The 12,862-nt window shown below is 64.7% G+C and carries 13 protein-coding genes; 3 read left to right on the top strand and 10 right to left on the bottom strand.

The features are described 5' to 3' along the window. Entirely contained in the window at positions 1-642 is a 642-nt protein-coding gene (locus LPW29_RS10715; RefSeq protein WP_238628003.1) for a hypothetical protein, read from the top strand. A gap of 1 nt (position 643) precedes the next feature. Here the strand turns inward: LPW29_RS10715 and LPW29_RS10720 are convergent, their stop codons facing one another. The 10 genes from LPW29_RS10720 to glyA form a co-directional block, all read right to left on the bottom strand. Next, on the bottom strand, positions 644-3,388 hold the full coding sequence (locus LPW29_RS10720; protein ID WP_238628004.1) for a TRAP transporter permease: 2,745 nt from the start codon (positions 3,386-3,388) through the stop codon (positions 644-646). Between the two features lie 137 nt (positions 3,389-3,525). Further along, a complete protein-coding gene (locus tag LPW29_RS10725; RefSeq protein ID WP_090249689.1) occupies positions 3,526-3,873 on the bottom strand; it encodes an endonuclease domain-containing protein in 348 nt (115 codons plus the stop codon). Between the two features lie 193 nt (positions 3,874-4,066). Further along, positions 4,067-4,507, bottom strand: a complete 441-nt coding sequence (nusB, locus tag LPW29_RS10730) for a transcription antitermination factor NusB (protein WP_090249691.1) — start codon at positions 4,505-4,507, stop codon at positions 4,067-4,069. Continuing rightward, positions 4,504-4,986, bottom strand: coding sequence for a 6,7-dimethyl-8-ribityllumazine synthase (gene ribH / locus LPW29_RS10735; protein ID WP_090249694.1), 483 nt, complete (start codon positions 4,984-4,986; stop codon positions 4,504-4,506). Before ribH ends, nusB begins: the two co-directional genes overlap by 4 nt. 15 nt (positions 4,987-5,001) lie before the next feature. Beyond that, positions 5,002-6,120, bottom strand: a complete 1,119-nt coding sequence (gene ribBA, locus LPW29_RS10740; RefSeq protein ID WP_238628005.1) for a bifunctional 3,4-dihydroxy-2-butanone-4-phosphate synthase/GTP cyclohydrolase II — start codon at positions 6,118-6,120, stop codon at positions 5,002-5,004. Positions 6,121-6,181: 61 nt separating this feature from the next. Further along, positions 6,182-6,514 (bottom strand): DUF3392 domain-containing protein, encoded by a 333-nt coding sequence (locus LPW29_RS10745; RefSeq protein ID WP_238628006.1) that lies wholly within the window; start codon positions 6,512-6,514, stop codon positions 6,182-6,184. Between the two features lie 39 nt (positions 6,515-6,553). Then, on the bottom strand, positions 6,554-7,210 hold the full coding sequence (locus LPW29_RS10750) for a riboflavin synthase (protein WP_238628007.1): 657 nt from the start codon (positions 7,208-7,210) through the stop codon (positions 6,554-6,556). A 202-nt stretch (positions 7,211-7,412) separates the two neighbouring features. Beyond that, entirely contained in the window at positions 7,413-8,534 is a 1,122-nt protein-coding gene (gene ribD / locus LPW29_RS10755) for a bifunctional diaminohydroxyphosphoribosylaminopyrimidine deaminase/5-amino-6-(5-phosphoribosylamino)uracil reductase RibD (RefSeq protein WP_238628008.1), read from the bottom strand. 30 nt (positions 8,535-8,564) lie between these two features. After that, positions 8,565-9,035: a transcriptional regulator NrdR gene (gene nrdR / locus LPW29_RS10760; RefSeq protein ID WP_238628009.1), complete on the bottom strand. Its 471-nt coding sequence runs from the start codon at positions 9,033-9,035 to the stop codon at positions 8,565-8,567. Between the two features lie 227 nt (positions 9,036-9,262). Further along, positions 9,263-10,516, bottom strand: coding sequence for a serine hydroxymethyltransferase (gene glyA / locus LPW29_RS10765; RefSeq protein WP_274520329.1), 1,254 nt, complete (start codon positions 10,514-10,516; stop codon positions 9,263-9,265). 148 nt (positions 10,517-10,664) lie between these two features. Between glyA and LPW29_RS10770 the strand changes: the two genes are divergently transcribed. Both LPW29_RS10770 and thiL read left to right on the top strand, forming a co-directional pair. Continuing rightward, positions 10,665-11,636, top strand: a complete 972-nt coding sequence (locus tag LPW29_RS10770) for a TAXI family TRAP transporter solute-binding subunit (RefSeq protein WP_238628014.1) — start codon at positions 10,665-10,667, stop codon at positions 11,634-11,636. A gap of 181 nt (positions 11,637-11,817) precedes the next feature. Continuing rightward, complete coding sequence (gene thiL, locus LPW29_RS10775) at positions 11,818-12,765, top strand: thiamine-phosphate kinase (protein WP_238628010.1); 948 nt, start codon at positions 11,818-11,820, stop codon at positions 12,763-12,765. Positions 12,766-12,862 lie beyond the last annotated feature (97 nt).

Genomic DNA, 12,862 nt, shown 5'->3' on the forward strand with positions numbered 1-12,862 from the left:
ATGTCGCTCAACTTCACGCACAGCACACTGCCCTGTTTTCTGGACTTTGAGGCCTCGTCCCTCACCCAGGACAGTTATCCCGTCCAAGTGGCCTGGTCCGATGGGGCGGGGCACCTGGAGTGCTGGCTGATCCGGCCCGCTCCCGAGTGGACCGACTGGTGCGAGGAGGCGGAGGAGATGCACGGCATCAGCCGCGACGTGATCGAGGAGCGTGGCTGCGATATCACCTGGTTGTGCCGGCGCATGAACCGTGCCCTGGCGGGCAAGGTGGTCTTTACGGACGGTGTGCATCTGGACCGGTTCTGGCTGCGGCGTCTGTTCGTGGCCGGAAGCTTCATGCCCCGCTTTCGTCTCGGGGATGTGTTCAAACTGCTGGAGCCCCGCCTGCCGCCCCCCGAGTACCGGGCACCGGATCTGCTGCCGGGCCTGATGGCCCAGGCCCGACGGGATACTCCGGGTTTTGCCCACCAGGCCGACAGCGACGTGCGTTATCTGCTCAATCTCTGGCAACGGGTGCGTCAGCACCATCCTGCCGTTTCCTGCCCGGATCCCAAACGGCGCATTACTGCGGCTGTGCCCGCCGAGGGACTCAGCGAACAGCATGCGCCTGTCAGCCTTCCGATGGCTGAGGATCCGCGCTGAATCAGCGCCGGGCGCGCCGGCGCTGCAGCGCCATGATCCCTCCCAGGAGTAACAGAGCGGGGAGGTAGAACCACTCCGGCGCGGGTCGGTTCGCCGGTACCATCACTTCGGTCACGTTCCACCCGGATTCCAGTCCCATGCGATCGGCCGGACTGCCGAAGGAAACGAAGCTGATGCTCACCTGATCCCCCAGGGTCATCAACCCCAGGCCGGCCTGGGTCAGACGTTCGTCGCCCGGCCCGGGATCCCCCATGGGCAGCATCACCACCCGTTCCACCTCCCGGCCCTCCATGTCCATGCCCTTCACGGCAAAGCGCAATTGCCCGCCCCGGGGCGCCGCCTCGGCCACTTCCTGGATCTCCCCAGGGGGGAGGCGATCATATCGGGGCTCGATGTGGTCCATGAGCAGGTTGGGAGCGAACAGTACCAGGGCAATGCCCAGCAACAGGATGGACTCGTGAATCCGGTTGCGGGTGACCAGCCAGCCCTGGGTGGCGGCGGCAAAGACCAGAATGCCCACCAGTGCTCCGAAGACCGTGAGCAGCAACTGCCAGAGGCTGTTCACGCCAATGAGCAGTAGCTGAGTGTTGAAGACGAACAGAAACGGCAGGGTCACCGTGCGCAGGCTGTAGATGAAGGCCTGCACACCGGTACGGATCGGGTCGGCCCGGGAGACGGCGGCCGCCGCAAAGGAGGCCAGGCCCACCGGGGGCGTCACGTCGGCCATGATGCCGAAATAGAACACGAACAGATGCGCCGCAATCAGCGGGATCAGCAGGCCATGCTGCGAGCCCAGCTCCACGATCACCGGCGCCATGAGCGTGGCCACGATGATGTAGTTGGCGGTGGTGGGCAGGCCCAATCCCAGCACCAGACAGATCAGGCCGGTGAGCATGAGCATCAGCAGCAGGTTGCCGCCGGAGAGAAACCCCACCATGTCGGTCATGGCCAGGCCGATGCCGGTCATGGCCACGGTCCCCACGATGATGCCGGCGGCGGCCGTGGCCACGCCGATCCCCACCATGTTGCGGGCCCCCTGAACCAGGCCGTTGGCCAGTTCATGGCCGCCCCGCAGCAGGGCGCTGGCGTAGTCCTGTGCAGCGGGGTCGTCCGCCGGCACATCGTTGGCAAAGGCGTGCTGCCCCTGGAACAGTACGATCAGGGGTCGCTGGGTGAGCATGATGAAGACCATGAAGGCCACGGCCCAGAAGGCTGAGAGTTCCGGCGAGAGGCGCTCCACCACCAGGCACCAGACCAGGACCACCACCGGCAGCAGGAAGTGCAGGCCGCCCTGGATGGTGGATCGGGGATCGGGCAATTCCAGGTGGTCATCGTCCACCATCTGGACGGCCGGGGCGCGGCAGGCTGTCCACAACAGGCTCAGGTAGGCGGCCAGCACCAGCACCCCGATGATGTAGGGGGAGGCCTCGCCGCTGACGGTCTTGATCCAGCCCAGACCGTAATAGGTGGCCCCGGCCAGTACGAACAGCCCGGAGAGGGTCAGCCCCCAGGCGATGAGGCGCCCGCTGACCGTGGTGGCCACTCGCCGGGGCAGGCCTTCCATGCCGGCCTTGAGGGCCTCGAGATGGACGATGTAGAACAGGGCGATATAGGCGATCACCGCTGGCAGGAAGGCGTGCCGGATCACCTCCACATAGGAGATGCCCACATATTCCACCATGAGAAAGGCGGCGGCGCCCATCACCGGTGGCATCAACTGACCGTTCACGGAACTGCTCACCTCCACCGCCCCGGCCTTGTAGGCCGGAAATCCCACCCGTTTCATGAGTGGAATGGTGAAGGTGCCGGTGGTCACCACATTGGCAATGGACGAACCGGACACCATGCCGGTCATCCCCGAGGCCACCACCGCTGCCTTGGCGGGCCCGCCGCGCAGGTGTCCCAGGAGCGAGAAGGCCACGCGGATGAAATATCCGCCGGCCCCGGCCTTTTCCAGCAGGGCGCCGAACAGCACGAACAGGAAGACAAAGCTGGTGGATACCCCCAGAGCGATCCCGAACACCCCCTCATTGGAGAGCCACTGCTGCGACATGGCCCGGGCAAACGAGGCCCCCCGGTGGGCGATCAGGTCTGGCATCCAGGGCCCGGCAAAGGTGTACACCAGAAAGATCACGGCGATCACCATCAATGCCGGCCCCAGCACCCGCCGCGTGGCCTCCAGCAACAGGGCCATGCCGATGCCGGCAATGATCAGGTCGGTCATTGTCGGTGCCCCTGGCCGTTGGGCCAGTGCCTCATGGAACAGGAACAGATACCCGGCACACAGGGCTGCCAGCAGGGCCAGCAGCCAGTCCACGGCCGGCACCCGATCCAGCGTGGCCGGCCGCAGCAATGGCCACGCCGCCAGCAGCACCGCCGCACCCACGGTGGCAAACACCCCCGCCCGCGGCAGCTCATGCCAGATCTGATACCCGGCCAGCGCCCAGAGCCCCAACCCCACCAGAATGAAGAAATACCCCGCCAGCGGCCGCGTGCGTGCCATGGGATTGACGGCGGGAAAGGCCAGGAAGGCCAGCAGCACGGCAAAGGCCAGATGGATGGACCGGGCCTTGGTCTCGGAGACGATGAAAATATCGAACCAGTAGGGCAGGGGGGAGGCAATCCAGATCTGGAACAGCGACCAGGCCAGCGCCACCCCATAAATCAACCGCCGCGCCCCCGCCCCCGGCTCCCGCGCCCCGGTCTCCACCTGCCCAGCCAGCATGCCCTGATGATCCGTCTGCATTCAGTCAACGCCTTTCTGATCAGCCCGCCCGCCAGTGGAAGAGGAGGGAGGTTAGTCCCTCTCCCGCTGGCGGGAGAGGGGTTGGGGTGAGGGTGGGAGCGGAGTGCACCACGCATCATCCTGGCCCCCGTCGCCCCTTATCCCCGCCGGTCCAAAACCTCCCAAATCTGTCTGAGCACACACTCCGTCTCTAACAGGATCTCATGATTCCAAAAGCGCAGCACCTCAAACCCCCGTTGCTCGAGAAACGCCGAACGCTCGGAGTCCCGCAAACAACGATCCGCATGCTGTCCGCCGTCAGCCTCAATGATCAATCCTGCCTCGATGCAGACGAAGTCCACAATATAGGGGCCGATCACCTTCTGGCGCCTGAATTTAAGGCCCCACATTCGACGTCCCCTCAGGTGGTACCAGAGAAGATTTTCTGCGTCGGTGCTTTGTTGACGGAGTTCTTTGGCGTGCCTGTAAAGGCGGCTTTTGTCCATTGAGTGACATTCCTTGTCGTCAGTATTAGATCCAGCAAACGAAAACCCCATTGATTGCGCATCCTGCCCACCATCGCCCCTCATCCCCAGCCCTTCTCCCCCGAGGGGAGAAGGGAGCTTTGGCCCCTCTCCCGCTGGCGGGAGAGGGGTTGGGGTGAGGGTGGGAGCGGAGGGCACCATGCATCATCCTGCCTCACCGACGCAGCGCCCCACCGGCCACCTTGTCGATCACTCCATTGACGAACTTGTGGCCCTGGTCTGCACCATATTTCTTCGCCAGCGCCACTGCCTCATTGATGGCCACGCGGGTGGGCACATCCGGGCAATGATGCAACTCGAACGTGGCCAGGCGCAGGATGGAGCGCTCCACTGGATCCACCTGGGCCACCGGGCGGTCCAGAAAAGGGGCGATCAACTCGTCCACCGACTCCACATTCTCCGTCACCCCCAAAAGCAGGTGACGGAAATGCTCCCAGTCTGCCCGCTCGGTTTCCGGGTCCTCCTCATACTCGGCCAGGATGTCCTTGGGGTGGTAATCGGTGAGCTGCCATTGGTACAGCGCCTGCATCGCCAGGCGGCGAGCGTGGCGGCGGGCGTGGGTGAGGCGCCGGTGTTGCAGGGCATCGGAATTCATGCGCGCAGGGACCGGATCAGGCTGATCATCTCCAGGGCGCTCATGGCCGCATCGGCGCCCTTGTTGCCTGCCTTGGTCCCGGCCCGCTCGATGGCCTGTTCAATGGTGTCGGTGGTGAGCACGCCGAAGCTGATGGGCAGGCCATGCTCCAGCTGGATCTGGGCCAGGCCCTTGGCGGCCTCGCCGGCCACATAGTCGAAATGCGGCGTGGAGCCGCGGATCACGCAGCCCAGGGCGATCACGGCATCGTAGTGGCCGGACTGGGCCATCACCTTCACCGCCAGGGGCAGTTCGTAGGCGCCGGGTACACGCACCACGGTGAGGTTCTCATCCGGCACGCCATGGCGACTCAGGGTGTCCTGAGCGCCTTCCAGCAGGCGCTCGACAATGAAGGAGTTGAAGCGGGACAGCACCAGGCCGATCCGTGCCTCGGAGGTGGCGGTAAAGGTGCCTTCGATGGTTTGCAGGTTTGCAGTCATGACTGGGGTATTCCGTTAGCGTTCGTTGACGTATTCCACCACCTCGAGCCCGAAACCGCCGAGCCCGTGGAAGCGTTTGGGGGCCGAAAGCAGGCGCATCCGGCTCACGCCCAGGTCCTTGAGGATCTGGGCGCCGATGCCATGGGTGCGCAGTTCGGCGGGTTCGTGGTCGTCCTGTCCGGATGATTGAGCCGGGCCATCGCCCAGGGCCATCTCCCGCAGACGGCGGACCCTCTCGCGATTGTTCACGGGTTTGTGGATGATCACCGCCACGCCACTGCCTTCCTGGGCAATGCGTTCCAGGGCGCCGCGCAGCGGCCAGCCGCAGCCCTCGCCCCGGTAGGCCAGGGTATCGCACAGGCTGCCGCCCAAGTGTACCCGCACCAGGGTGTCGTGATCGCCCCCCACGTCGCCTTTGACCATGGCATAGTGCAACCCCTTGTCCAGGGCATCCTCGTAGGCCACCAGGCGAAAATCACCGAATTCGGTGGGGAAGGGGCATTCCGCCACCCGCTCCACGCTGCGCTCATTCTCGATGCGGTAGCGGATGAGGTGTTCAATGGTCCCCATCTTCAGGCCATGTTCCTCGGCAAAGCGCTCCAGATCCGGGCGGCGGGCCATGGAGCCGTCTTCGTTAAGGATTTCGACGATCACCGCCGCCGGCTCCAGGCCGGCCAGACGCGCCAGGTCGCAACCGGCCTCAGTGTGGCCGGCGCGCACCAGCACGCCGCCCGGCTGCGCCATGAGCGGGAAGATGTGGCCCGGCTGGACCAGGTCCTGGGGGGTGGCATCCGGCGCCACGGCGGTGCGCACGGTATGGGCTCGGTCATAGGCGGAGATGCCCGTGGTCACCCCCTCGGCGGCCTCGATGGAGACCGTGAAGTTGGTGCCATGCTTGTCATTGGTGTCCCCCACCATCAGCGGCAGGCGCAACTGGCGGCAGCGTTCCCGGGTGAGGGTCAGGCAGATCAGGCCACGGCCAAAGCGGGCCATGAAGTTGATGTCCTCCGGGCGCACCCGGGAGGCCACCATGAGCAGATCGCCCTCGTTTTCGCGATCCTCGTCGTCGACGATGATCACCATTCGCCCCTGGCGCAGGTCTTCGATGATTTCTTCGGTGCTATTGAATGCCATGTTCAGCCGGTGTTCGAATCCAGGGGTGATCGGGCCATGCGGCCCGAGGGGGGTGGGATGGTTACATTTGCTGGCGGCGTTCGGCCACAAAACCCAGAATCAGGAAGGCCCCGGCCACGGTGGGCGCAAGCCAGAGGGTATCCACCATCATCAGCCCCTGAGCCACCCAGGGGGCCAGGAAAACCGCGATGGCACCAAAGCCGAACGCGCACATCAATACAAACACGATCAGACGCAACACCAATGGATAGGGGCGCACCGCGGCCTTGACCGCGCGCAGGATGTCCTGGCCATACACCACCAGTAGCGTGGCCACCAGTGCCAGGGCAATCTGCCCGATATAACCACGCAGCCAGGTGCCGGCCTGCATTAAGATGTCGTTGATCCAGTCCATCACGGTTCCGATTGAAAATACGCCGATGCGATAGGCGTCTTATTTCAGAAAGCCATGCTCGGCCAGGAACGCCTCGCTGATGCCTTGTTGGGAGTGAGCGGCCTTATCTCCCAGCAACAGGCGTTCCAGGTAGCGGGCAATGATATCCACTTCAATGTTCACACGGGTACCCACACGATAGCCATGGATGATGGTCTCCTGCTGGGTGTGGGGCACGATGTTCACGGTGAACACGGCACCGTCCACGGTATTCACCGTCAGGCTCACCCCGTCGATGCAGACGGAACCCTTGGGGGCGATGTAGCGGGCCAGATCATCCGGCACGCGCACATGATAACGCCAGGAGCGCGCCTCCTGCTCCACGGCCGTCACCTCGCCCAGACCGTCCACGTGACCGCTCACCAAATGCCCGCCCAGGCGCGTGGTGGGCGTGAGGGCCTTTTCCAGATTGACCGGGTCGCCGATGCCCAGCGCCCCCAGGGAGGTCTTGGACAGGGTCTCCCGGGACACATCGGCCACAAAACCGTCGCCGGGCAGGGCCACCGCCGTCAGGCACACCCCGTTCACGGCGATGCTATCGCCCAGTTGCACATCGCCCAGGTCCAGCTTGCCGGTGCGCAGGGTCAGGCGGCTGTCACCGCCCCGGTCTTCTGTGGCACCCAGGGTGCCCACGGACTGGATGATACCTGTAAACATGGAAGGGGTCTCCGGGTGATCTTCAGGGCCTGACTCTCATAGAGCCCCTCTCCCTTCAGGGGAGAGGGGTTGGGGTGAGGGGTGGCACAGTGCCTGCCTCATCCCCCTCATCCCCGACCCTTCTCCCCCGAGGGGAGAAGGGAGCTTTTATAGCTGAACCTGAGCTCTTTCGCGTTAAGATACAGGATTATCCATCCAGGGATCACGTCGCTGAAGGGCGCGCCGTCACCCGCCAGTCCCGGCCCACCGGGCGGATCTCCCGGATTTCCAGGGGAATGCGGTCGGCCATGTGCCCGATGGGCAGGTCCATCAGGCCCCGTGCATCGCCGCCCATGAGATGGGGCGCCAGATAGACAACCAACTCGTCCACATACCCCGCCTGCATCAGGGCCCCCGACAGCCGCGGACCCGCCTCCACATGCACCTCGTTGACCTCCTGCGCCGCCAGGGCCGTGAGCACAGTGGTCAGATCCAGATGGCCATGGGCCTCGCGCACGCCCTGTACCCGGGCCCCGGTAGCGGCCAGACGCGCCTGGAGTGCCTCCACTTGATGCTCGGCGGTGAACACCTGCACCGGGGCCTCATCCTGGAACAAGCGTGCCTGGGGAAACAGCTGGCCCTGACGATCCAGCACCACCCGCAGTGGCTTGTTCACGCTCCCCGCCACCCCAAGGTCGGCGGCGCTGATGCGCCGGTTGAGTCGGGGATCATCGGCCAGCACCGTACCCATGCCGGTGAGCAGGGCGGAGGCCCGTGCCCGCAGGCGTTGCACGTCCTGGCGCGCAGCCTCGCCGGTGATCCACTGGCTCTCGCCGGAGGCCATGGCGGTGCGTCCATCCAGGCTGGCCGCCAGTTTCACGCGCACCCAGGGGCGCCGGCGCTGCATGCGGCTGATGAAACCCGGGTTGAGGTCATGGGCGGCCTCGGCCATCAGGCCATGGGCAATGCTCACCCCCGAGCGGCGCAGGCGCTCCAGCCCCTGGCCGGACACCAGGGGGTTGGGGTCTTCCATGGCCACCACCACCCGGCTCACACCGGCCGCCAGCAGGGCATCCACGCAGGGTGGGGTGCGCCCATGGTGATTGCAGGGTTCCAGGGTGACATAGACCGTGCTTTCCCGCGCCTGCTCACCGGCCGCACGCAGCGCCCGGACCTCGGCATGGGCCTCCCCCGCACGGGCGTGGTAGCCCTCGCCGACCACTTGCGTGCCGCGCACCACCACGCAGCCCACCCGCGGATTGGGGTCGGTGGTGTACAGACCCATGGCCGCCAACTGCAGGGCTCGGGCCATGAAGCGGTGATCGTCAGGAGTGAAGTCGTTCATGAGAGGGATTGGAGAGAGGGGAGGAAGGATTCAATCCTTGTTGCCCTGGGGATCCTTTTCCAGGCGTTCGACGACCTCGCGAAAGGCCTGTACATCGGCAAAGCTCAGGTACACCGAGGCAAAACGGATGTAGGCCACCTGATCCAGGCCCTGCAGCTCCTCCATCACCCATTCGCCAATGCGCTGGGCCGGGAGTTCGCGCTCCCCCTGGCTCATGGCCTTGTGCTTGATGCGGGTCAGGGCGGCCTCGACCCGATCCGTGGGCACGGGGCGTTTTTCCAGTGCATGCATCACGCCGGCGCGCAACTTGCCCTCGTTGAAGGGCTCGCGTCCCCCATCGCGCTTGACCACCCGGGGCAGATTCAACTCCGCCCCTTCAAAGGTGGTGAAGCGGTCACCGCAGGCCGCGCATTCCCGGCGGCGGCGCACCTGCTCGCCTTCGCCGGCCAGCCGTGAATCCACCACCCGGGTATCCGGGGCACCGCAGTAGGGACACTTCATCAGGTTGCAACCTCCTCGCCCCTCACCCCAACCCCTCTCCCCCGGGGGGGGAGAGGGGCTCGTTACGTATCTTTCACGTGAAAGAACCAACTCACCTACCGACACTCCCTTCTCCCCTTAGGGGAGAAGGGCTGGGGATGAGGGGGGTGAGGCAGGCACTATGCCAGCCCTTGCCCCTCACCCCAACCCCTCTCCCCCAGGGGAGAGGGGCTTGTGATGCATGAGCCTTAGCTGGCATACACCGGCAGACGCTTGCACACATCCAGCACCTTGGCCTTGACCTGCTCGATGACCGAATCGTTGTTCAGGTCGTCCAGCACGTCGCAGATCCAGCCGGCCAGTTCACGGGATTCCTTCTCGCCAAACCCACGGGTGGTGATGGCGGGGGTGCCGATGCGCAGACCACTGGTCACGAACGGAGACTGGGGATCGTTGGGCACGGCGTTCTTGTTCACGGTGATGTTGGCACGGCCCAGGGCGGCGTCCGCCTCCTTGCCGGTGATGCCCTTGTCGATCAGATCCACCAGGAACAGGTGGTTGTCGGTGCCACCGGACACCACCTTGTAACCGCGTGTGATCATCTCGTCGGCCATGGCGCGGGCGTTCTCGACCACCTGCTGCTGGTAGGCCTTGAAGTCCGGCTCCAGGGCTTCCTTGAAGGCCACGGCCTTGCCGGCGATGGCATGCATCAGTGGGCCACCCTGGGTGCCGGGGAAGACCAGGGAGTTGAGCTTCTTCTCGATCTCCGGGTTGCGCTTGGCCAGGATGATGCCGCCGCGCGGGCCGCGCAGGGTCTTGTGGGTGGTGGAGGTGGTCACATCGGCGATCTGTACCGGGCTGGGGTAGACACCGCCGGCCACCAGGCCAGCCACGTGCGCCATGTCCACCAGCAGGTAGGCACCCACCTTGTCGGCGATATCGCGGAAGCGCTGCCAGTCCACCACGCGGGAATAGGCGGAGAAGCCGGCCACGACCATCTTGGGTTTATGCTCCAGGGCCAGGCGCTCCACCTCGTCGTAATCAATGTAACCCTGATCATCGATGCCGTAGGTGATGGCATTGTAGATCTTGCCCGAGAAGTTCACCTTGGCGCCGTGGGTCAGGTGGCCGCCATGGGCCAGGCTCATGCCCAGTACGGTGTCACCCGGGTTCAGCAGCGCCATGTAGACGGCGGCATTGGCCTGGGAACCGGAGTGGGGCTGCACATTGGCGTAGTCGGCGCCGAAGAGTTGCTTGGCGCGATCGATGGCCAGCGTCTCGGCCACATCGACGTACTCGCAGCCGCCGTAGTAACGTTTGCCTGGGTAGCCCTCGGCATACTTGTTGGTAAGCACGGAACCCTGTGCTTCCATAATGCGCGGGCTGGCGTAGTTTTCGGAGGCGATCAGTTCGATGTGCTCTTCCTGACGGCGTGATTCGGACTGGATGGCCTGCCACAGCTCATCGTCGTACCCGGCGATACTCATGTGGATGGAAAACATTGCGAACTCCCCGCAAAAGCGGATTGATTTAGACTTCGGAAAAAGGCTTGAATGTTAACGGATTTAGGCGCCAGAAGCACGTAAAACCCTGAAAACAGTCACAACCTGGCCCTCACCCACTGGAGGATGAACCATGTACAAACGGTTGATGAAGAAAGGCTTTACCCTGCTCCTGGCAGGCCTGTCCGCCACCTGGGTCAGCACTTCGGTGATGGCGGATCAGCGCTTCCTCACCATCGGTACAGCGGGGGTGACGGGGGTGTATTACCCCACGGGTCAGCGCATCTGTCAGCTGGTGAATCAGGGTCGATCAGAGCATGGCATCCGCTGCAATGCGGAGAGTACTGGCGGCTCGGTGTTCAACCTGAATTCCATCCGCGCAGGGGAGATGGATCTGGGTGTGGTGCAGTCCGATTGGCAGCATCATGCCTACCAGGGGTCCGACCGTTTCGCCAACGCCGGGCCAGACGATCGCCTCCGGGCCGTGATGTCGCTTCACCCCGAGCCATTCACGGTGGTGGTGCGCCACGACAGTGATATTCAGCACTTTGAAGACATCAAGGGCAAGCGGGTGAATGTGGGCAACCCGGGGTCGGGCCAGCGCGGCACGGTGGAGCGCCTGATGGACGCCTACGGCTGGACCATGGACGACTTCTCCCTCACCTCGGAACTGCCCTCACGCGAGCAGGGCCAGGCCTTGTGCGACAACCGCATCGACGTGGTGCTGTTCACCGTGGGCCACCCGTCCTCAGCCATCCAGGAACCCATTGCCACCTGCGATGCCCGCTTGGTGCCGGTAAGCGGCCAGGTGGTGGATGATCTGATCCAGCAGACGCCATACTACTTCAGCGCTACAATCCCGGCGGGCATGTATCCCGGCCAGGATGAGGATGTGGACACCTTTGGGGTGGGTGCCACCCTGGTGTCTTCCACGGCCACATCGGAGGAGGCGGTCTACACCCTGGTCAAGGCCGTGTTCGACAATTTCGAGACCTTCAAGGGCATGCACCCGGCCTTTAGGGTGCTGGAGAAGGAGAGCATGGTGAAGCAGGGGCTGTCGGCGCCGTTGCATGAGGGGGCCAAGCGGTATTATCGGGAGGCAGGGCTGCTGGAGGAGTGAATGCCCTCCGTACCCTCACCCCAACCCCTCTCCCGCCAGCGGGAGAGGGGCTCAAGTTCACAAAAAGCTCCCGCCAGTGGGTCAGGGGCTCAAGTTCACAAAAAGCTCCCGCCAGTGGGTCAGGGGCTCAAGTTCACAAAAAGCTCCCGCCAGTGGGTGAGGGGTTTCAAGCGCCTTCACAGTGAAAGAATTCAACCTCATCCAACGCCACTTCACCCGCCCCAGCACATCCGCTGACACCCTCCTGGGCGTCGGGGACGATGCCGCCCTCATCCAGCTCCCGGCCAACCAGACTCTTGCCGTCTGTGTGGATACCCTCGTGGCCGACGTGCACTTCCCCAAGGACACGCACCCCCGCGACATCGGCTACAAGGCCCTGGCGGTCAACCTCAGCGACCTGGCCGCCATGGCCGCCACCCCCCGTTGGGCCACTCTGGCACTCACCCTGCCCGAACACGACGACACCTGGCTTACAGCCTTCGCCGATGGCTTCCACACCCTGGCCCAAGAGCATGGCGTTGATCTGATCGGCGGCGACACCACCCGCGGCCCGCTCACCATCACCGTCCAGGTCATGGGCTACGTGCCACCCGGCCAGGCCCTGCGCCGTAATGGCGCCCAGCCCGGCGACCACATCCTGGTCACCGGCACCCTGGGCGACGCCGCCCTGGCCCTGGCACAGTGGGACCATCCTAACCCGACCCCCACCCTGCGCGCCCGCCTCACCCGGCCCACCCCCCGCATCGCCGCCGGACACATCCTGCGCGGCCGCGCCCGCGCCGGTATCGACATCTCCGATGGCCTCGTCCAGGATCTGGGGCATATCCTCAAGGCATCGGGCCTGGGCGCCACCCTTCAGGCCGGCGCACTGCCGCTCTCCGATGCCTTCAAGGGTGCCATGGGCGACACCCCCAACTGGCAATACCCCCTGGCCGGCGGCGACGACTACGAACTGCTGTTCACCCTGGGGGAGGCGGATGTGGACCCCATCCGTGAACAACTGGCAGGGCAGGGCAGCCTGGCCACCGTCATTGGCCGCATCGAAGCCGAACCCGGCCTGCGGGTGTTGGGCCCCGATGGCGCATCCCTCACCCTCGAACAGGGTGGTTACTCCCATTTCGGCAACTGAACAAAAAGGGGTCTGTCCCCATTTCATAAAGCCCCTCTCCCCTCCGGGGAGAGGGGTTGGGGTGAGGGGCGAGCGCTGGCACAGTGCCTATCCCACC

The organism is Ectothiorhodospira sp. 9100, assembly GCF_022227565.1.
In the GTDB taxonomy this organism is placed as follows: Bacteria; Pseudomonadota; Gammaproteobacteria; order Ectothiorhodospirales; family Ectothiorhodospiraceae; genus Ectothiorhodospira; species Ectothiorhodospira marina.